The sequence below is a fragment of the Sphingomonas sp. genome (assembly GCF_964263785.1).
Classification (GTDB): Bacteria; Pseudomonadota; Alphaproteobacteria; order Sphingomonadales; family Sphingomonadaceae; genus Sphingomonas.
In genome coordinates this window covers 1-19,780 of sequence record NZ_CAXVWL010000104.1, presented here as the reverse complement: position 1 = coordinate 19,780, position 19,780 = coordinate 1, and the positions used below count along the sequence as shown (strand labels likewise).

The window sequence follows — 19,780 nt, the reverse complement described above, 5'->3', positions numbered from 1 at the left end:
TCCATGACGACTTTCTTCGCGCGGGCAGTGCTCGCGGTGCTCGCCTGCACCTGCTCGACCACGGCCCTGGCGCAGTCCACCGCACAGCCCGATACCGCGACGAACGACGAGGTGGTCGTCACCGCGCAGAAGCGCGAGCAGCGGATCGAGGACGTGCCGGTCACCGTCACCGCGCTCACCGGCGCACGGCTCGCGGACATCGGCGTGTCCGAACTCGACGAGGTCGCCGCATTCGTCCCCGGCCTGCAGGTGCAGGAGCAGAGCGCCAACAATCCCGGCTTCGTGATCCGCGGCATCACGTCCGACAACGGATCGGCGCAGCAGGGCGCGCGCGTCACGCTCTACTATAACGGGGTCGACATCAGCCGGTCGCGCGGCGCGTGGCAGGACCTGTACGACCTGGAGCGGATCGAGGTGGTCAAGGGGCCGCAGGCGACGCTGTTCGGCACCGCCGCCGCGGTGGGCGCGATCAGCCTGATCTCCGCGCGGCCCCGGCCAAACCTGTCCGCCGCGATCGACGGCTCCTACGGCAACTTCGATCGCACGCAGGTGTCGGGATTCGTCAACGCGGGCAACGACGTGCTCGCCGGCCGCATCGCCTTCGCCTACAAATACCGCAAGGGCTATGTGCGCAACATCGCCGGCGACCCGAACGTCCCCAACCAGAACCAGGGGGGCGTCGACCAGGACGATCTGAACGGACAGGACCAGCGCGGCATCCGTGGCTCGCTGCGCTTCCGGCCGGACGACCGGATCACCGCCGATCTCGTCCTCACCTACGACGGCCAGCGCAATCCCGGCACCGCGTTCAAGAGCCGCGCGCACGCGCCCACTGGCGGGCAGACCGGCGACTATGGCTATGCCGAACTGTCCGGCTCGCCCAACAGCCTGGCCGTGCTCGGCGCGCGCAAGCTCGGGCTCGACCGCAACGTCTATGACGCGAACCTGACCGCCACGGTCGATCTGTCGCCGGGCATCACGTTCACTACCGTCAACGGCTATCGCCGCTTCGACGCGCTGGAGATCTTCGATGCCGACGGTGGCCCCGCCGCCTATCTCGAATTCGCCGAGGATGCCGAAGGCGACCAGTGGAGCCACGAGGGCCGCTTCGCCTTCGACGGCCCCGCCTACCGTGCCTCGTTCGGTTGGAACGCCTTCTTCGAAAACGGCTTCCAACGGGTGCCTTTCGCCACCGAGGAAGGGACCTATCTCGCCTGCTCGGTCGCGGGCGCCTACGCGCAGGTTCGTGCCGGCCTGAACGCCGCCGGCATCCCGACCGGTCCGGCCTGCGTTGCGCCGAACGGCACGATCCCCGCGCTGCGCGCCAGCGCGGTGCTGAGCGGCGGCCGCTTGGCGTCGGTCCCCTACCAGTCGGTGTTCACCAACTTCGGCAACAACGACACCTATTCGGTGTTCGCCGATGGAACGTGGATCCCGACGCCGCGGCTCGAACTGACCGCAGGCGCACGCATCCTGATCGAGGATCGACAGTCGGGCTACAGCTCGGTCCAGCCCAATTCGGTGCTGCTCGCGGGGCTCGGCGTGCAGACCAGCCTGCTCGGCACCGCCAGCACCAACGGCAACCGCTTCGTTGCGAAGCGCAGCTTCACCGCGGTGTTGCCGCGCTTCAACGCGCTGTTCCGGCTTGGCGACGGGCTGAACCTCTATGCCACGATCAGCAAGGGCCGCCGCTCGCCGGTGGTCCAGCTCGCCGCCGCGCGCACCGCCTTCGGCGTCCGCCCGAACCTGCAGGTCGTGCCGGAGGAGAACGTCTGGAACTACGAGGGCGGCATCAAGGGACGCGTCGGTCCGTTCACCGGCGCCGCCTCGGTTTTCTATCAGACCTATGACGGGTTCCAGGTCACCGTGACCGAGAATGGCGTCGCGACCACCCGCAGCGCGGGATCGGCCAAGAACGTGGGCGTCGAGCTGGAGGGCGACCTGCGTCTCGCCGAATACCTATCGCTGTTCGGCACCTTCGGCTACATCGATGGCGGGATCGGCAAGGACGCGTCGAACGGCGTGTTCGCGGGCAACCGCTTCCGCCTCCAGCCCGAGACCACCGCGTCCGGCGGGGCGATGCTCCGCCTGCCGGTCGGCAGCGCGACGCTCTATGCGACACCCAGCGTAACCTACCGCTCCAAGGTGTTCTTCGAGCTGCCGAACAACCCGGCGATCAGCACGCCGGGCTACACGCTGGTCAATTTGCGCGCAGGGATCGAGCTCTTCGGCGGGCGCTATCGCATCGGCGGCTTCGCGCGCAACCTCACGAACAAGCGCTACCTGATCGACGCGGGCAACACCGGCGGGGGCTTCGGCATCCCGACCTACATCGCGGGCGAGCCGCGCTTCTACGGCGTCGAGCTCGGCGCCAAATTCTGACCATCGAACATATTCCGGGGGAACGCACATGACCACCGACCTGACCTATACCGACGGCGATATCGACACGAACAGGACCGGTGCGAGCCCGCACCTCAACGAGCTTATCGAGGCGCGCTACTCGCGCCGCCAGACGCTGATGGGCGGGCTGTCGGCGGCGACCGCGGCGGTGTTCGGCGGCATGCTGCTCGCCGGCTGCGACGACGACGACGGCGCGAGCCCGCTCACCGTGACGACGAGCACCGGCGGCAGCTCGGCCGCGGGGCGTGTCGCAACGCTTACCGCGACCGCGATCGGCCAGGTCGACAGCGTCCAGTGGACGCAAACCGGCGGTCCCAGCGTCACGCTGATGAACGCCACCGCACCCACCGCGAGCTTCGTCGTGCCCGGCGCGGCGGTGGGCACGACGCTGGCCTTCAGCTTCAGCGCGACGGGGGGGAGCCAGACGGCCACCGCGACCGCAACGGTCACCGTTGGCGCCACCGCGCTGGGCTTCGCCGCGACCGCCAAGAGTCTCGCCGACACGGTCGCCGTGCCGCCAGGCTATTCGGTCACCGTGCTCTACCGGCTGGGCGACCCGATCGCGAGCGGCGTCGCCGCCTTCGCCAACAACGGCACCGACACGAACTTCGCGCAGCGTGCGGGCGACCACCACGACGGCATGACCTATTTCGGCCTGTCCACCGCGGGCGCGCCCGACACGATCGGCAACACGCGCGGGCTGCTGGTCCTCAACCACGAGAACATCACGCAAGCCTATCTCCATCCCAACGGGCCGACCTCCACTGGCGGCGTGCGGCCCGAGGCGGAAGCGATCAAGGAGATGGAGGCGCATGGCGTGTCGGTGATCGAGGTGACGCGCGCGACCGCGTGGAGCTATGTGCCGACCTCCACATTCAACCGCCGCATCACGCCCATCACGCCGATGACCTTTAGCGGCCCGGTCGCGGGCAACGCGCAGCTCCGCACCGTCTACTCGCCGACGGGCACTGCGGGGCGCGGCACGATCAACAATTGCGCCAACGGCACCATGCCGTGGAACACCTATCTCACCAACGAGGAGAATTGGGTCGGCTACTTCCGTCGCAACGCCGGAGACGCGGCCGTGCGCACCGCCGCGGGGCTGGCCAAGCAGAACATCTCGCTGACCCGCTACGGACGCAGCGAGGGAGGCGCCGGCAATTACGGCTGGACCACGGTGGTGCCGAGCACCCCCGGCGACACGCGCTTCGCCAAGTGGAACATCACGGCGAGCACCACGCTTGCGGCGGACGGCACCGCCGACTTCCGCAACGAGATCTTCCAATACGGCTGGGTGGTCGAGATCGACCCGTTCGACCCCGCCTCCACCCCGCGCAAGCGCACCGCGCTCGGCCGCATGAACCACGAGGGCTGCCAGATCGGCCGCACGATCGCGGGCGTGCGGCCCGCCTTCTACATGGGCGACGACGCGCAGAACGAATATATCTACAAGTTCGTGTCGACACAGCCCTGGGTCGCGTCCGATGCCGCCCGCACCGATCGCCTGGCGGTCGGCGACAAGTATCTCGACGCCGGTACGCTCTACGTGGCGCGGCTCAATGCCGATGGTTCGGGTCAGTGGCTGCCCCTCGTCTTCGGCCAGAACGGCCTGACAAGCGCCAACGCGACCTACCCCTTCGCCGACCAGGCCGACGTGCTGATCAACGCCCGCCTCGCCGCCGACGCGCTCGGCGCCACGCGGATGGACCGGCCGGAATGGACCGCGGTCAACCCCGCGACCGGCGAGATGTATTGCACGTTGACCAACAATTCGTCGCGCACACCCGCCACCACGGACCCAGCCAACCCGCGCGCCTATACCGATCCGAAACTGCCGCAGGGCGACGTCGTCAACGCCGATCCGCCGACCACCGCTCAAGCGACACGCGGCAACGCCAACGGCCATGTCATCCGCCTGCGCGAGAGCGGCGACACGTCGGAAGCGACCGCCTTCACCTGGGACATCTACGCTTTCGGTTCGGGCGCGAACCTCGATCCGACCAACATCAACCTGTCGGGGCTGGACGCGACCAACGACTTCTCGTCACCCGACGGCCTGTGGTTCGGCCTGCCGAGCAACGCGTCGGGCACGATTGCCCCGGTCATGTGGATCGAGACCGACGACGGCGCCTATACCGACGTCACCAACTGCATGCTGCTCGCCTGCATCCCCGGCACCGTAGGCGACGGCAGCACGCGGGTGGTCAACAACACCCTGACCACCGCCGCCAACGTAACCACCACGAGTACGGTGACGACGCGCATCGGCAAGGCGCCGGGAGGGACGCTTCGCCGCTTCCTGGTGGGTCCGAAGGAGTGCGAGATCACCGGCATCCACTCGACGCCCGATGGCCGCTCGCTGTTCGTCAACATCCAGCACCCCGGCGAGAACGGCGGACCAACCAACATCACCAGCAGCTGGCCGGCGAACCAGGGCAGCGCGACCATCACGGGCGTGCGGCCGCGATCGGCGACGATCGTCATCACCAAGGACGACGGCGGCGTCGTGGGGCTGTAAGGCGGTCGTCCCATGGCGAGGTGACGGACGTGGCCGACGGCAATGCGCAGGAAGTCGAACTGAAGCTGGAGGCGGCAGCCGCGGATCTGGAGTCGATCGTCCAGGCGCTGAAAGATGCCGGTTTCACGCTGAAGAAGCAGGACCAGCAGGCGATTTATTTCGACACGCCGGGCGCGGACCTGCGCGCCGCGGGCGTGTCGCTGCGCATCCGCACGGTGCGGGGCAAGCGGATACAGACCGTGAAGGCGCAAGGGTCCGCCGCAGCCGGCCTGTTCGCAAGGCCCGAATGGGAGATCGCGGTACCTGACGATACGCCCGTGCTCGACGACAGCGCAGCACCGTTGCGCGCGCTGCTTCCCGCAGCGGCGCTCGCCGCGCTCGCCCCGGCCTTCTCGGTTCGGGTCAGCCGGCGCAGCGGCGTGGCGACCTGCGGCGAGGCAAGGATCGAGGCGGCGGTGGACCAGGGCGAGGTCTCGGCCGGTGGTGCGGCCACGCCCGTCGCCGAAGTCGAGCTGGAACTTCTGTCCGGGCCGCAGGATGCGCTGTTCGCACTGGCGCGAAAGCTCGGCGAGGCTGCCTCTATCCGCCTCGGCGTGCTCACCAAGGCCGAGCGCGGCCACCGCCTGCTGGACGAAACGACCGACGCGGTCGTCAAGACCGAGCGTGCCGCGATCGCTTCCGACGCGTCGGTCGCCGATGCGTTCGGCGCGATCGTGTCCGCGTGCCTGCGCCAGTTCCGGCTGAACGAGGACCTGCTCGGCCGCACCGGCAGCGCCGATGCGCTCCACCAGGCCCGCGTGGCGGTCCGCCGACTGCGCTCGGCCATGTCGATCTTCAAGGCACTGGTCGCCGATAGCCGCTTCGATCACCTTCGTGCCGAGCTGCGCTGGCTCGCCGCAACGCTGGGCGAGGCGCGCGACGTGGACGTGCTGATCGAGCGCGGAGAGAACGGGCCCACGCTCGCCGACGCGCGGACGGCAGCCTATGCCCGGGTCTCCGAGGCGCTCGCGTCGTCACGCACCCGCGGGCTGATGCTCGATCTGGTCGAATGGGCCGCGATCGGGCCGTGGCGCACGGCGCCCATCGATGCGGCTGCGCTCGAGCAACCCGCCATGCACTTCGCCGCCGGGGCGCTGGAGCGATCGCAGCGCCGGCTGAAGAAGCGCGGCCGACGGTTGGCGACACTGGACGACGACGCCCGCCACCAGGTGCGGATCGACGCCAAGACGCTGCGCTACGCCGCGGAGTTCTTTGCCGACCTGTTCGCCGGCGCGAAGGCCCAGCGCCGTGCACGCCGATTTATCGCCGCGATGCAGGACCTGCAGCAGCACCTTGGCGACCTCAACGACATGGCAACGGAGCCGGTGCTGCGCGCCAGGCTGGGTTTGCCCGAGCGAAGTTCGCCGAGGAAGCGCCACAGGATGCGGCTGATCGAGAAGGCGGCCGAAGCCTTCGAAGAGCTGATCGATCTGAAACCCTTCTGGCGCTGAGAGGCTCGCAAACTCACGCTGCCCGGAAGCGGGGAGGCTCCGGCTATCCTCGCACATCGATGTTCATCGCCACCGAGATGCGATCGCGCGAACCGCCGTGCGGGCGAACGCCATGGCGAAGCCACGCGGGGAACAGCACGAGGTCGCCGGCCCGGGTCGGCCAGCGTCGCTCGTGAACCTGCGGCTGGCCGTCGATCCCCAGCATGCGGAAACCCGGCATGCGCATCAGCGGTACGGGGAAGCGCGGATCCTCGAAGAACAGCTCGCCGCCATCCTCGGCCGAGGCGCCGCCCATGTCGACATAATAGACCGCCGCCCAGAGGACACCCGGGTGCGCGTGGCTCATGTTGAGCGCGCCCGGCGGCGATATATTGGCCCACATCTTCACGGTCCAATCGAGTGCCTTCGCGTCGCGCCCCTCGAAGGTCGACAGCCGGACCGCCGCCTTTGTCGCCAGATCGGCGAGCTTCGCGGCCGCCGCCCCGCCCCGGTCGAGCATGTCGGTCGCCGAATGCCGGCGGCCGACGTTGGAGCGCCCGACGCCCGGCTCCGCGGCGCGGCGTGCTCGGATCGCCTCGGCGAGTTCGGCGTCGAGCCCTGAACGAGACGTTTCGCGAGCGTCCTCCCGCGATTGGCCTTATACGAGGGCCATGCCGATGTTCTCCGCACAGATTCGCGACTTGAGCGAACTCGAGGCGCAGGACCGCTTGCGCAGGTTGGTCCCTCGCGCAGGGCGTGACTTCTCGTCCAACGATTATCTCGGGCTGGCGGGGTCTTCCCGGCTTGCGGCGGCGGTGACCGATGCGATCGGCCGCGGGGTTCCGCTGGGATCGGGCGGATCGCGGCTGTTGCGCGGCAACCACCCCGAGCATGAGGCGCTGGAGAAGGAAGCGGCGCGGTTTTTCGGCAGTGAAAGCGCACTGTTCTTCTCGAGCGGCTTTGCGGCCAATGCGGCTCTGCTGTCCACGCTGCCGCAGCGCGGCGATCTCGTCGTCCATGACGCGCTGGTCCATGCCAGCGCGCATGAAGGCCTGCGGCTGGGTCGCGCCGATCACCGTCGCGCCGGGCATAACGATCCGGACGCGTTCGCGGACGCGATCGCCGACTGGCGCCGCGCGGGCGGGACCGGACGGGTGTGGATCGCGGTGGAGAGCCTGTACAGCATGGACGGCGACCGCGCGCCCTTGCCGGCGCTGGCCGCGATCGCGGCGCGGCACGACGCCTTCCTGCTGATCGACGAGGCACACGCGACCGGCGTGTTCGGACCCGACGGGCGCGGGCTCGCCGCCGCTTGCGACGGCGCGGAAAACGTCATCACGCTGCGCACCTGCGGCAAGGCGCTGGGCTGCGAAGGTGCGCTGTTGTGCGGGCCGCGGGTCATGCGCGATTTCCTGATCAATCGCGGCCGCGCCTTCATCTTCTCGACCGCACCCTCGCCGCTGATCGCGGCGGCGGTGCGCGCCGCGCTCAGGCTGCTGGTCGACGAGCCCGAGCGCCGGGCGCGGTTGCGGACGTTGATCGAAGTGGCGGAACGGGCGCTTGGCGCGCACGGCACCGCGGCGACGGGATCGCAGATCATGCCGATCCTGCTGGGCGACGACGCGCGAACGATGCGCGCGGCCGAGCATCTCCAGGCGGCGGGGTTCGACGTGCGCGGGATCCGCCCGCCGACCGTCCCGGCCGGCACATCGCGGCTGCGCATCTCGCTGACGCTGAACGTCGGACCGGAGGACGTGAACGCCCTGGGCAGCGCATTGAGCGAGGCGCTCGCATGAGCCGCGCGCTGATCGTCACCGGAACCGACACCGGCATCGGCAAGACGGTGTTCGCCGCCGCGCTGGCCGGTGCGCTGGGCGGCGCGTATTGGAAGCCGGTGCAAGCGGGGCTCGACGAAGCCACCGACAGCGAGCTCGTGGCACGGCTGGCGGGTCTGCCCACGGACCGCATCCTTGCCGAAGCCTATCGGCTGCGAACGCCCTGTTCGCCGCACCGCGCCGCCGAGATCGACGGCGCCGCGATCGATCCGGCGCGGCTTGTCCCGCCGGCCTGCGATCGCCCTCTCGTCATCGAAGGAGCCGGCGGCGTTCTCGTTCCACTCACCCGCGATCTTGTCTTCGCCGACCTTTTCGCGCGCTGGGCGCTGCCGGTGGTGCTCGTCGCGCGGACATCGCTCGGCACGATCAACCACAGCCTGCTGTCGATCGAGGCGTTGCGCGCGCGTGGCATCGGCATCGTCGGCATCGCGTTCGTCGGCGATCCGAACGAGGACAGCGAAGCCACGATCGCGGCGATCGGCGGAGTCCGGCGGCTGGGCCGGCTCCCCCTTCTCGACCCGCTCGATCGCGACGGCCTCGCCCGCGCGTTCGCGGCGCATTTCCGCCTGCAGGATTTCGCCGCATGACATCGCCGGTCTGGCATCCGTTCACCCAGCACGGTCTGGGCGAGCCGATCCCGCTGGTCAGCCATGCCGAGTGCGCCGCTTTGTTCACCGCCGACGGCGGCCGCATCGTCGACGCGATCTCGTCCTGGTGGGTGACGACCCACGGGCACGGCCATCCCAGGATCATGGCCGCGATCGCCGAGCAGGCGACCAAGCTGGACCAGATCATCTTTGCGGGCTGGACCCACGAGCCAGCCGAAACGCTGGCGCGCGCGCTCGTGACGCTGATGCCCCCGCCGCTCGCTCATGTGTTCTTTTCCGACAGCGGATCGACCAGCGTCGAGGTCGCGCTGAAGATGGCGCTCGGCTTCTGGGCCAACGGCGCGGGCCCGCGGCACCGGATCCTGGTGATGGAGCACAGCTATCACGGCGATACGATCGGCGCGATGTCGGTCGGCGCGCGCGGCGTGTTCAACCAGCCCTATGCGCCTTTGCTGTTCGATGTCGGCACCGTACCGTTTCCGGAAGCCGGTCGCGAGCAGGCGACGTTGGACGCGCTCGAGGCGCATTGCCGCCAAATGCCCGCCGCCTTCATCGTCGAGCCGCTGATCCTGGGTGCGGGCGGCATGCGTACGTATTCGCCGGCGACGCTGGCCCGGATGCACGCGATATGCCGCCGGCACGACGTGCTGTTCATCGCCGATGAGGTCATGACCGCCTGGGGCCGCACCGGCACGCTGCTCGCGTGCGAGCAGGCCGGCATCGTGCCCGACATACTGTGCCTGTCCAAGGGGCTGACCGGAGGATCGCTGCCGCTCGCCGTGACATTGGCGACACGACCGATCTTCGAGGCGCACCGATCCGGGGATCGCGCACGCATGTTCTTCCACTCGTCCAGCTACACCGCCAACCCGATCGCCTGCGCCGCGGCCAACGCGAATCTCGCCATCTGGCGCGACGAGCCGGTGCTGGAGCGGATCGCCGATTTGGGGCAGCGGCAACAGGCGCGCCTCGACCGCATCGCCCGTCACGCGTCGGTACGGGGCGCTCGCCGCCTGGGCACGATCGCCGCGTTCGAGATCGATGGCGGCACAGCCAGTTACCTTTCCGCCGTAGCACCGCGGCTGATGGGCTTCTGCCGGGACCGCGGCATCTTGTTGCGCCCGCTCGGCAACACGGTTTACGTCATGCCACCCTATTGCATCGACGACGCCGACCTGGACGCCATCTATGGTGCGGTGGAGGCGTTCCTCGCGTGATGCCGCGTCGCGTTCGCCCGCAAGCGGTCCGAACGGCGTGACCGTACCGACCGACGTGCGCGTTGGCCCGAGGTCTTCTTCGAGGCCGGACGGCCGCATGCACGTCACCCCCAGCGATGTCCGGAACAGCGAATGGCGCACACCCGGAGCCCCGCCGCCGATCCGGACAGCGCGGTTATCGGCCGCAGAAATGGGGCACGTACGTTCAATGACGTATGACGCGCACGCGGCGTTCCGAATACCGCCATGTCCATGCTCGACTGGCAGGAATGGTCATGAACGGAACACGCGTTGGCAAACGGCTGATCGGCACGCAGGCGCCGGTGACGGTCGGTTGGGAAAACCTCCCCAAGGTCGAGGGCGGTCCGGTGAAGCGGTTCGTCTTCACCTGGTTCCAGCCCGTCATGCTGCTCGGCCTGATCGCCTTCTGGTTCTACGCGCCCAATTCGATCGCCAAGGCATCGACCGCGATCGGGGTCGGGATCGGGTTCAAGGTATTGCTGCTCGCGCTGGAATGGGTGAACCCGCGCTTCGACAGCTGGCGCCTGACCTGGAAAGAGGCGGTCACCGACCTGTTCTACGTCGGGCTTGGCTATACGGTGCTGCGGCTCGTCGACGATTATGTCGGCAGCGATGCCGTTGCCGAATATATCCAGCAGGGCCTGCACTGGGACAAGCTGAACTGGTTCATGACCCTGCCGCTACTGGTTCAGGCCCTGACGATCTCGTTCGTCTTCGACTTCGGCCAATATTGGATGCATCGCGGCATGCACAATTGGCATCCGCTGTGGCTGACCCACGCGCCGCATCACTACATCACCCAGCTCAACATCAACAAGGGCGCGGTCGGCAACCCGGTCGAGCTGTTCCTGATCGGACTGGGCATCGGCGGGTTTTTCGACTTCCTGCCGAGGGCCGCGCTGCTCGCGGGGACGTTCGGCCTCGCGGTCGGCACCTACCAGCACATCAACGTCCGCTTCAACACGCCGCGCTGGTGGCGCTTCCTGTTCAACACCACCGAGCATCACAGCGTGCACCATTCGCAAGATTACGAGGCCAGCCGCAGCAATTACTCGGGCACGTGGATCATCATCGATCGCATGTTCGGCACCTGCGTCGATGGCGAGGCGGAATTGCTCGGCATGGAGGGCGGGCGCCCGATGTCGATCCGCGAGACGATGACCTATCCCTTCGTGGAAGGCTGGAAATCGGTCAAGGAGCGCGTCTCACGTACCTTTGCGGGCGGGCAGATCGCCGTTCCCGCCGAATAACGTGTCGCCGTCGGCCTGCCTGCCCGTCCCTCCGCCTTTGGTGCGCGAATGAGCAGCGTCCCGATCGAACACCGCAGCCTGGTACGAGGAGATCGCGTGAACCTGCGCTTCATCGACTGGATCTGGCACGTCAGGGGTAGCCTGACGCTCGCGCCCGAGCTGTCGCGCGACGATGCCTTCGACCGGCTCGATCCGGTGTTCCGGCAGACCGGCACGAGCAAGGAGCGCCGCGACGACACGCTGGTGTTCCACAAGAGGGACCAGGCGGCGCAGGACAAGATGTCGGTGTTCGACAGTGGCGTCCTTCGGCTCGAACAGGGTGTGCCCGGTATCGTGCTCCACTATCATCTGATCAGCCGGGCGTTGCTGTTCTGCTTTCTGGCACCGCTGTTGTTCCTCGGCATCGCGCAACTGACCGTCGCGGTCGGCAACCACCAGAAAGCGGTAGCCGACGCCGCAGCCAAGGCCGGAAAGGCGCCCAAGAAGAAGCCCGAGAAAGCGGTCTTCCCGTTGAACCCGATCGACAAGGCGCTGGGCGCGCCCGCGCCCGAGAAGTCGAAGAAGAAGAAGGATGACAAGCCCTCGCCCACGCCTGCTTATGTCCTCGCGGCGCTGTTCGCCACGCTCTATGTCGTCGGGCGCGTGCTTGAGGATCGGCTGGTCAGATCGCTGTTCAGGAAACGCCTGGCCCGTGCATAGCCCCGCCGGGCCCGTTGCGCCGGTCGGCAGACCGTCGGGGCATGGCCTCCTGCCCGATCACCGGTCCCGGAGCGCGAACGGCGTGTCGCGGATGTTGCGCGCATTCCCGTATAGGACCGCCGGCGCATCCGTAGCATGACCCATCACAACATGATCGGTCGAACGATGATCCGCAGCCGGCGCGGCGGCGACAGGCGATGGCACCTGCCGTGTATCGCCATGCTCGCACTGTTGCTGTCGGCCTCCGCACCCGCCGACCCCGGCCCGCATTTCGCGCACTGGATCGACGGCACCGCCAAGACCGAACCCGAAACGCAGGTGCAGCGGATCGACGCCGATACCTTTGTCATCCGCCAATCGGTACGCACCAATTTCGAGGCGCCGTTCCTCTACCTCCTGTTCGGCAAGGATCGCGCGATCCTGATCGACACCGGTGCCGGTGGCCTGTCGATCCGGCCCGTCGTCGACCGGGTGATCGCGCAGTGGCGTGCACGCCACGCGAATCGGCCGATCCGGCTCATCGTCGCGCATTCGCACGGCCATGGCGATCATCATGCGGGCGATGGCGAATTCCGCGAGCGCCCCGACACGGATGTCGTCGGATTGAAGGCCGCCGACGTGGCGACCTTCTTCGGCATTCCGGGCTGGCCGAACGGGATCGGTCGCTACGACCTCGGCAACCGTGTCATCGAGGTCGTGCCGACCCCCGGCCACGAGCCCGCGCACATCATGGTCTACGACGCACGCACCCGCCTGCTGTTCTCCGGCGACATGCTGTACCCGGGCCGCCTTTACGTTCCGACAGACCAGATCGCGGTATTTCGTGCGAGCGCCGACCGGCTGGCCGTATTCGCCGGCCAACGCCCGATCCGCGCCCTGCTCGGCGCGCATATCGAGATGACGACGACGCCCGGTCGGGATTATCCCAGGGAAGCCCCGGCGCATCCGGACGAACACCCCCTCGCCTTGCCCGCGTCCGCAATCGAAACGCTCCGGCAGGCCGCAGCCGACCAAGGATCGCCCCCGACGATCGACCGCCGCCCCGACTTCATCCTCTACCCGGTCGCGCCGAGACCGCATTCGTGAGCGCCGCGAAAACCGGCGTCATCCGAACGCGCGGGGCATGTCGGGACAATCGTCGGGCGTAATCGCCGGGCGTAATCGGCGGTGCGGTGGAGCGGGTGGATCGCGGCCCGGCGCGATCCGCACCGCCGAACCGTCCGGTGCCGGACAAAGGCGCTCTGCCACGAGAGGCGGATATCGCTTCGCACCGATCGGTGCCGTCGAGCGGCACGCCTGCGTCCCCACGCATCGGCGTCATGCGGTCGGCATAGGCGCGATCGACGCGAACGTGACGTTGCAGCTGCCGCACGGCGCGGGCAGCCTATCGAAGCCTGAGCGACAACACGCCCGGCGGGACGACACGCGCCAGCCAGGGCGTCCCGCGGGTGACGGCCGCAGGTCCGTGCTTGGCCGGCGGCTTCGCATTCAATAGTGGAAGCGGAACTCGATACCTGCCCGCCGCGGGGTCAGGACCGATCGTGCATAATAACGCTCGATCACGCCGGTCCGGGCCTGGTTGAACGAACTCAGGTCGTTGCTGACACTGGTATAGGCGTATTTGTCGAAGATGTTGTCGATGAAGGCCCCGACCTCGAACGGCTTGGTGCGATAGGTGATCGCGGCGCGGTGCGTGACATAGCCGGGGATCTTCTCACCGAAGCCGCGCAGGCCGACCCGCGAATAGATGTTGCCGGTGTAGGTGCTCGCCCAGCTCGCCTCGATCGCGCTTCCGTCACCCAGCGGCCGGGTGTAGAACAGCTGCGCACTTCCCGAATTCTTGGCGGACCCGGGTAGACGGTCGCCGGACAGCGCATCGTACCGCACCCCCTGGCTGACCACGAGGCTGCGGAAGTCCTCCGTCAGATGCGCGTCGACGTAGGAATAGGTCCCCTGGAGGACGAGTTCCGGTACGATCCTGAACGAGCCGGAGACTTCTATACCCTTCGAGATCGCCCCGCCGGCATTGGTCGTGATGCCGACCGCGCCATTGACCGTCTGGCTGGGCACCTGGACGTCGCCCCATTTCACGCGGAATCCGCTGACGGTGAACTGCAGCCGCCGATCGAACAGTCCGGCACGTACGCCGACCTCGAGGTTGCGCGTCTTGTCCGGACCATAGACCAGCTCGTTGGCCAACGCGCACACGTTCTGACCGGCGGGTAGCGGCACGACGCAGGGCGCGACGCGATTGACGCCGCCGATACGGTAGCCCGTGCTGTACGTCGCATAGGCGAGCAGGTCGGAGCTGAACTTGTACGACGTGTTCGCCTTCCAGACGAACCCGTCGTCGCCGGTGCTGCCCGATCGGACGCGGCTCGGGGCGAACTGGATCAGCGGATAGGGCGTGCGGGTCAGGCCGCCGCCGAACAGCGGGGTATCGGTCCCGCCCGTCGCGGTGGCATCGTATTTGAAGTAGCGCAGGCCGCCCGTCACCTGCCACGCCGGGGTGAAGTGCACCGTCGCCTCGCCATAGGCCGCCTTCTCGACGGTCTTGGTGTTGACGAACGAGATATATTCGAGATCGTCCGGCCGGTTCACGCCGGCGAACGCCGCAAAGCCGGGCGTATATTCCTGTCGGTCGCTCTTATACTTCAAACGGTTGTAGAAACCGCCAAGCACCCAGCTGAACGGGCCGCCGTGCGATGACACGAGGCGAACCTCCTGGTTCAGCTGTTTATAATCCCGGTTGCCGTTGGCGAAGGACGAGAAAGCCGGAAACGCTTCGTAGCCGTAATCGAGATCGAGCAGCAAGTCGGTGTTGTCATCGGTGCTCTCGATGTTCTGCTTGGTATAGGCGGTGGTGCTGACCAGCTGCGCGACGTTGAACAGGTTGATGTTCAGTTCGGCCGAGAACAGGTCGGCGCCGCGACGGAACGGCTCGAGGTACCGCCACGGCCCCTCGTATCGACCGGTGCCGAGCACCCCTGCCCCGTTGGCCTGACGGCCATCGGTCTTGGTCTCCTGATGCGCATAGGTCAGATACGCCTTCACGTCGGGATTGTATTCGAGGAGCAGGGTGTTGCGGGTCGTGAACGTATGTTCGAAGTTGACGTCCGCCACCCGCCGGAAATTGGCGGCATAGTCCGCGGTCGACCCGAGCGACCCTTGCGCCGCGGTGGCGCCGCGAACCGGTTGCGCGTTCGACACGCCGGGGTTTCGCAGGATGTAATCGTAATCGATGAAGCCGGGATTGTCGTAATAGCCGACCACCGATCGCAGCGCGACATGGTCGCTGACGATCGGGATATTGACGGTCACGTCGCCGATCCGGCCGAAATCGCCGCTGTGCGATTGCGCAAAGGCGCGGCCGTGGAGATCGACCGAGAAGCGGCTCGTGTTCGGGCGGTTGGGGATATAGCGCACCGCACCCGCCAGCGTCCCGAGGCCGTACAGCGTGCCCTGCGGCCCGAGGAGGGTCTCGACCCGGTTGATGTCGATGAGCTTGAAGTCGAGATAGAGAGGGACTTCGCCCAGATACACGCCGACGGCGTTGTTTTCGGCCGATCCGAACACGCTGGTGTCGCCAGACTCGATGCCGCGCAAAATGATGTTGCCGGTGCTCGCAGGGCCGGTGTCGACGACGGTCACGCCGGGCGTGAACGCGGCCAGTCCGCGGATATCGTCGATGCGCTGGCGCGCGATCGTCTCTTCGGAGACCGCGCTGATGTTGATCGGGGCATCCTGCAACGTGACCGTGCGACGGCTGCCGGTGACGACGATATCGTTGTTGCTGCCGCCGCTACCGTCCGCGGTCGCCTGCTCTTCGGTTGGAACGGTCTGGGCCCGGGCCGGCGTGACGGCGAGCCCCGCAAGCGCCGTCGCACCGAGCAGCAACGAGCGAGAAATTGATCGTGCCAATCTATACCCCCTTTGGAATCCGGACAGCGCCAACACGCGCGCCCTTGTGCCGTCAGCCACGCTGTTTTTGTGCATGTGCTAACACGCAACGTTTGGGGAATCGGGCCGAACCGCCATGGGGCGTTTGACGTAGCGTGCCGGACGCGCCGCCGATCGGCACAGAATACGCGTCCCGACCGCCAAACGCCGACGATCGCGGACGCCCGCGACCATCGGACATACCGCGCAGACGGCGGCTCAGTTCGGCGGCGTACCGGGTGCCTTCGCATCGGGCTGGGGAGCCCACCAGGAAAGCGTGTGGACGTCATGCGCGCTGGTCCACAGCCCGTGGGAGGCATAGCGGAGCGCGCCGCTGCCACTCGCGCTGCCGAGGCGCGCAACGATCGCCAGCGAGGCCGGATCGATCATGACGAACGTCTGGTCGGCGGTCGTGCGGAGCCAGACCGCTCCCCCGCCGGTGTCGATGTCGCCGTAGAGCAGGTCGGCGCCGACCTTGACCCGGCCGGACACAGCGCCGGTGGCGGGATCGATCCGGGCGAGCGTGCCGTCGCCCTGCTCCTGCACCCAGACGGCACCCTCTCCGGCGGCGAGAAAGCCGGGCTGCTTGCCCAATCTGGTGCGGCGAACGACGGTGTTGGTCGCGGGATCGATCCGCTGCACCGATTGCTGTTCGCTGCTGACCGCCCAAAGCGCGCCGGACCCGAAGGCGAGGAAAAAGGTGCCGGGATCGACCGCGATCGAGGCGACCACGCGGTTGTCGGCGGGGTCGATCCGGGCGACCTTGCCCTTCGCGTCGCTCGCCACCCAGATCGCTCCGGCGCCGGCAGCGACATTCAGCTCGCCCTTCGGATTGGCGATGCCGGTCGGGATGGAAGCGACCAGCTGCGCGGTTTTCAGGTCTATGCGGTTAACCGTGCCGTTCTGGCAATCCGCGACCCACAGCGATCCGGCAGCGATCGACATCGCGCCACACGGATGCGCCATCGTCACCTCGGCCAGCTTGCCGGTCCGCGACCAGCGCTCGACGCGCCCCTTGTTGGTCGCCCAGACGCTGTCGCCGTCGACCGCGAGGAAATCGGCGAAACCGGGCACGGCGATCACCTGCGCCTCACGCGGCTGGAGCACGGTCGTGCCGGCGGGCGTTGACGGGGCTTGCGCGGCTTGCGCGGTAGCGGCCTGAGCACCCGTGGCGGCGCAGAGCGCGGCGGCGATCATGTTGACCCAGGCGATCATCACCCTGCCACCGCATCGATCGACGTCGCCGTTGCGATCGGTGCCGTGCGCCGCGCCTTCAACCGGGCAACGAGCGGCTGGGCGGGGAACAGGAATTGTTCGGGGATCGACAATCGCCGGCGATCGTCCTGTCCCACGACGTTCGCTTCGCCGTCGCGGTAGGTGCCGAAAATCCGGTCCAGCAGGATCAGCGAGTTGCCGTAATTGCAGCGCGTATCCTCATGGACCGTCGAATGATGCAGGCTGTGGTGGCGGATGGTGGTGAACACGAAGCCGTACCAGATCGGCGGATCGGCCCGGACGTTGGCATGCGCGAAGGTCGAGACGACCCCGAGCACGTTGAGCCCGCAGAATACGGCAGCCAGTGGCAGATCGAACAAGGCGACGACGCTGAGGCTGATCAGGAACAGTTCGATCGGGTTACCGACATAGCCCTTCATCGCGTTGAGCTGCGTGATGTGATGATGCGGTGCGTGCACCAACCAGAATGGCATGACATTGTGCATCAGCCGATGCATCCAATATTGGCCGAATTCGATCAGCACGACGACCAGCGCGACTTGCGCCAGGAATGGCACGTGCATGGCCCATGCGGTGGTCAGCCCGAGCGATACCTTGGCGGCGTGCAGCGGCCCCTCGGCCAGTGTCGTCGTTGCCCAGGCGATCACGGTCGATCCCAAAACGACATAGAAGAGGTCGGTAAAGAATTCGCGCCGGTCGAGCCGCCAGCCGGTGTGCCGTTCGGCCACCCATTCGAGCGCCTGGACAAAGGCCGTGATCAGCGCCGAGGTGACGACAAGAAGCCAGGGCTTGGCGAGCAGGGCCGCCGGGGCGAAGGCCCAGAAGCTGACGACCGCCGCGACGGTCAGCGGCGGCAGCAGGTTGACGACGGTCTTTTTCATGGTTCGTCCCGATCGAATATGCACAGGCGGGACACAACTCTGCCTGGATGATCGTACCCACTCCCGCCGTCCTCCGATCATAGGATTGCGAGCGCCGTCGTGCAGGTGGCCGAATGACGTAGGTGCTATCGGAGGACGAGGCGATCATCGTCGCCGTCCGCCGCCACATGCTGCTGCCGCTCGATGACTGTTTTTTACGCGCTACAGGCGACGATCCGCATCGGACACGCTCGTCGCGACACCGCTGTGGGCAACGACACGGCATCGGCCGGGTGCCGGAGGCGGCCGGCGACAAGCCTGTTCCGAGCAAGGCGATGGGGAACCGAAGCGCGACTTCGAGACCTGCCGGATCGGCTACTTCCACATCGACATCGCCGAGGTGCGGACCGCCCAAGGCAAGCTACGCCTGTTCTTGGCGATCGACCCTCTCGGCAAGTTCGCGGTTGTCGAACTGCAGATCGGCTTCGAGGGCGGCCATATTCGCTCTCTGTCCCAAGAACTTCGGTGACAAGGCGTGGCCAATCGGGTCGGGCGGCCGTGGAGGGGGGAAATCCGGGATATTTGAGCTGGGCTCCGGGCCCGTTGACGTTCTTGCGGAGGCGGCGATCGGTCGGTTCAATGACGGCGCAGGAGGCGCTGTCATGAGTGAGCGCCCCGGTTATCGGAGCCGTGGATGCACCGGATCGAGCCACATTTTGCGTTGGCGCACGGGCGTGCCGAGGGTCGAGGACCGGCGTATCGTCGGCGGCATCATCTTCGTCACCCGCGGCGGTTTGCGCCCGCGCGACGCGCCGGCCGAGTACGGCAGCACAAGACGATCTCCTACCGTTTCCTCCGCTGGAGCCGACTGGGCGTATTCCATTGGATCGTCGCAGCGGTGGCGGCCGAAAGGACGGCAAGCCGGCGCATCCACACGCTACGATTGACGCGCCCACACCTTCATCTCCGCCCTCGCGCTCGCCGCAACCGTCGTCTTTGGCTTGACCAACGAGTCCTGAGCCTACGCCGAGATGAAGTCCCGACCCACGGCCATGCCGAGCGAGCGGAGATCGATCGCAGGCTCGAGAATGCCGAGGTGGGGCCCGCAATGGCGCTGCGTCCCGGATTGGCGGAGTCAAACCGCCGGAACGTCGCAAAGCTGGCTATTGCCCTCAACGCTCCCGAGTTGGAGGCGAGCGAGACGCGACGGGCGCCGCGCAACCTCATCGAGCTGATCGTGGCGAAGCCGGAGACTGAGGGCCAAGGCTTGGATCTCGTCGCGCCCGGTCGACTGGCGCAGATCCTCACCGTAGCAAACAACCGCCCTGAGCTGAATCATGGCGGTCGTATGTTCGATGTGGTTGGGAGTGGGGATACAGCCCGAAACAACAAAGGCGCCCGAAGGCGCCCATCGTATGTTCGAGGTGGTTGCGGGGACAGGATTTGAACCTGTGACCTTCAGGTTATGAGCCTGACGAGCTACCGGGCTGCTCCACCCCGCGCCAATCCGTTGAACGGACAAAGGCCCCCTCGATTCGAGGGGGCTGAACATGTGAATGGGTTCGTTGAACTGCTTGTCTCGATGCACACCGGCTGCAATGCCTGGCGACGACCTACTCTTCCATCGCTTGAGCGATAGTACCATCGGCGCAGTCGGGTTTCACGGCCGAGTTCGGGATGGGATCGGGTGGGACACCGACGCTATAGCCACCAAGCAATGAAGCC

13 protein-coding genes, 1 tRNA gene, 1 rRNA gene and 1 pseudogene are annotated in these 19,780 nt (G+C 67.3%); 10 read left to right on the top strand and 6 right to left on the bottom strand.

Annotated elements, in window-relative coordinates:
• The first annotated feature begins 3 nt into the window (after window positions 1–3).
• From ACE5C1_RS13450 to ACE5C1_RS13440, 3 genes are read left to right on the top strand one after another with little or no spacing between them, the layout of a single operon-like run.
• Complete coding sequence (locus ACE5C1_RS13450) at window positions 4–2,382, top strand: TonB-dependent receptor (protein WP_374944581.1); 2,379 nt, start codon at window positions 4–6, stop codon at window positions 2,380–2,382.
• 28 nt (window positions 2,383–2,410) lie between these two features.
• Window positions 2,411–4,921: an alkaline phosphatase PhoX gene (locus ACE5C1_RS13445; RefSeq protein ID WP_374944580.1), complete on the top strand. Its 2,511-nt coding sequence runs from the start codon at window positions 2,411–2,413 to the stop codon at window positions 4,919–4,921.
• A 29-nt stretch (window positions 4,922–4,950) separates the two neighbouring features.
• On the top strand, window positions 4,951–6,411 hold the full coding sequence (locus tag ACE5C1_RS13440) for a CHAD domain-containing protein (RefSeq protein WP_374944579.1): 1,461 nt from the start codon (window positions 4,951–4,953) through the stop codon (window positions 6,409–6,411).
• A 43-nt stretch (window positions 6,412–6,454) separates the two neighbouring features.
• Here ACE5C1_RS13440 and ACE5C1_RS13435 read toward each other — a convergent pair whose 3' ends face one another.
• Window positions 6,455–6,910, bottom strand: a complete 456-nt coding sequence (locus tag ACE5C1_RS13435; protein ID WP_374944578.1) for a TIGR02466 family protein — start codon at window positions 6,908–6,910, stop codon at window positions 6,455–6,457.
• A gap of 151 nt (window positions 6,911–7,061) precedes the next feature.
• Here ACE5C1_RS13435 and ACE5C1_RS13430 point away from each other — a divergent pair, with 151 nt between their 5' ends.
• The 6 genes from ACE5C1_RS13430 (at window position 7,062) to ACE5C1_RS13405 (ending at window position 13,106) form a co-directional block, all read left to right on the top strand.
• Complete coding sequence (locus tag ACE5C1_RS13430) at window positions 7,062–8,186, top strand: 8-amino-7-oxononanoate synthase (RefSeq protein WP_374944577.1); 1,125 nt, start codon at window positions 7,062–7,064, stop codon at window positions 8,184–8,186.
• Window positions 8,183–8,812 carry a dethiobiotin synthase gene (gene bioD, locus ACE5C1_RS13425; RefSeq protein WP_374944576.1) on the top strand — a complete coding sequence of 210 codons (630 nt, stop codon included), beginning with the start codon at window positions 8,183–8,185 and terminating at the stop codon, window positions 8,810–8,812. The genes ACE5C1_RS13430 and bioD overlap by 4 nt, the downstream gene beginning before the upstream one ends.
• The gene (locus tag ACE5C1_RS13420; protein ID WP_374944575.1) at window positions 8,809–10,050 is read left to right on the top strand and encodes an adenosylmethionine--8-amino-7-oxononanoate transaminase; all 1,242 of its coding nucleotides are present in this window, start codon (window positions 8,809–8,811) and stop codon (window positions 10,048–10,050) included. The genes bioD and ACE5C1_RS13420 overlap by 4 nt, the downstream gene beginning before the upstream one ends.
• Window positions 10,051–10,325: 275 nt before the next feature.
• On the top strand, window positions 10,326–11,321 hold the full coding sequence (locus tag ACE5C1_RS13415; protein WP_374944574.1) for a sterol desaturase family protein: 996 nt from the start codon (window positions 10,326–10,328) through the stop codon (window positions 11,319–11,321).
• A gap of 96 nt (window positions 11,322–11,417) precedes the next feature.
• The gene (locus tag ACE5C1_RS13410; protein WP_374944573.1) at window positions 11,418–12,020 is read left to right on the top strand and encodes a hypothetical protein; all 603 of its coding nucleotides are present in this window, start codon (window positions 11,418–11,420) and stop codon (window positions 12,018–12,020) included.
• A gap of 165 nt (window positions 12,021–12,185) precedes the next feature.
• The gene (locus ACE5C1_RS13405; protein ID WP_374944572.1) at window positions 12,186–13,106 is read left to right on the top strand and encodes an MBL fold metallo-hydrolase; all 921 of its coding nucleotides are present in this window, start codon (window positions 12,186–12,188) and stop codon (window positions 13,104–13,106) included.
• 402 nt (window positions 13,107–13,508) lie between these two features.
• On the opposite strand, the gene ACE5C1_RS13400 is transcribed toward ACE5C1_RS13405, so the two are convergent.
• The 3 genes from ACE5C1_RS13400 to ACE5C1_RS13390 form a co-directional block, all read right to left on the bottom strand.
• Window positions 13,509–15,914, bottom strand: a complete 2,406-nt coding sequence (locus tag ACE5C1_RS13400) for a TonB-dependent receptor (protein ID WP_374944639.1) — start codon at window positions 15,912–15,914, stop codon at window positions 13,509–13,511.
• 264 nt (window positions 15,915–16,178) lie between these two features.
• The gene (locus ACE5C1_RS13395; RefSeq protein WP_374944571.1) at window positions 16,179–17,174 is read right to left on the bottom strand and encodes a YncE family protein; all 996 of its coding nucleotides are present in this window, start codon (window positions 17,172–17,174) and stop codon (window positions 16,179–16,181) included.
• A complete protein-coding gene (locus ACE5C1_RS13390; protein ID WP_374944570.1) occupies window positions 17,174–18,076 on the bottom strand; it encodes a sterol desaturase family protein in 903 nt (300 codons plus the stop codon). Before ACE5C1_RS13390 ends, ACE5C1_RS13395 begins: the two co-directional genes overlap by 1 nt.
• 128 nt (window positions 18,077–18,204) lie before the next feature.
• On the opposite strand from ACE5C1_RS13390, the pseudogene ACE5C1_RS13385 reads away from it, so the two are divergent.
• Window positions 18,205–18,530: pseudogene (locus ACE5C1_RS13385) on the top strand (IS481 family transposase); the annotation flags it as partial.
• A 950-nt stretch (window positions 18,531–19,480) separates the two neighbouring features.
• Here the strand turns inward: ACE5C1_RS13385 and ACE5C1_RS13380 are convergent.
• Window positions 19,481–19,557: transfer RNA gene (locus ACE5C1_RS13380), tRNA-Met, on the bottom strand.
• A gap of 98 nt (window positions 19,558–19,655) precedes the next feature.
• Window positions 19,656–19,770, bottom strand: a 5S ribosomal RNA gene (gene rrf / locus ACE5C1_RS13375).
• Window positions 19,771–19,780: the final 10 nt, after the last annotated feature.

Coding starts and splice junctions, on each gene's coding strand:
- ACE5C1_RS13420 (WP_374944575.1), top strand. CDS start 8,809: ATGACATCGCCGGTCTGGCATCCGTTCACCCAGCACGGTCTGGGCGAG.
- bioD (WP_374944576.1), top strand. CDS start 8,183: ATGAGCCGCGCGCTGATCGTCACCGGAACCGACACCGGCATCGGCAAG.
- ACE5C1_RS13450 (WP_374944581.1), top strand. CDS start 4: ATGACGACTTTCTTCGCGCGGGCAGTGCTCGCGGTGCTCGCCTGCACC.
- ACE5C1_RS13395 (WP_374944571.1), bottom strand. CDS start 17,174: ATGATCGCCTGGGTCAACATGATCGCCGCCGCGCTCTGCGCCGCCACG.
- ACE5C1_RS13415 (WP_374944574.1), top strand. CDS start 10,326: ATGAACGGAACACGCGTTGGCAAACGGCTGATCGGCACGCAGGCGCCG.
- ACE5C1_RS13390 (WP_374944570.1), bottom strand. CDS start 18,076: ATGAAAAAGACCGTCGTCAACCTGCTGCCGCCGCTGACCGTCGCGGCG.
- ACE5C1_RS13445 (WP_374944580.1), top strand. CDS start 2,411: ATGACCACCGACCTGACCTATACCGACGGCGATATCGACACGAACAGG.
- ACE5C1_RS13405 (WP_374944572.1), top strand. CDS start 12,186: ATGATCCGCAGCCGGCGCGGCGGCGACAGGCGATGGCACCTGCCGTGT.
- ACE5C1_RS13430 (WP_374944577.1), top strand. CDS start 7,062: ATGCCGATGTTCTCCGCACAGATTCGCGACTTGAGCGAACTCGAGGCG.
- ACE5C1_RS13435 (WP_374944578.1), bottom strand. CDS start 6,910: ATGCTCGACCGGGGCGGGGCGGCGGCCGCGAAGCTCGCCGATCTGGCG.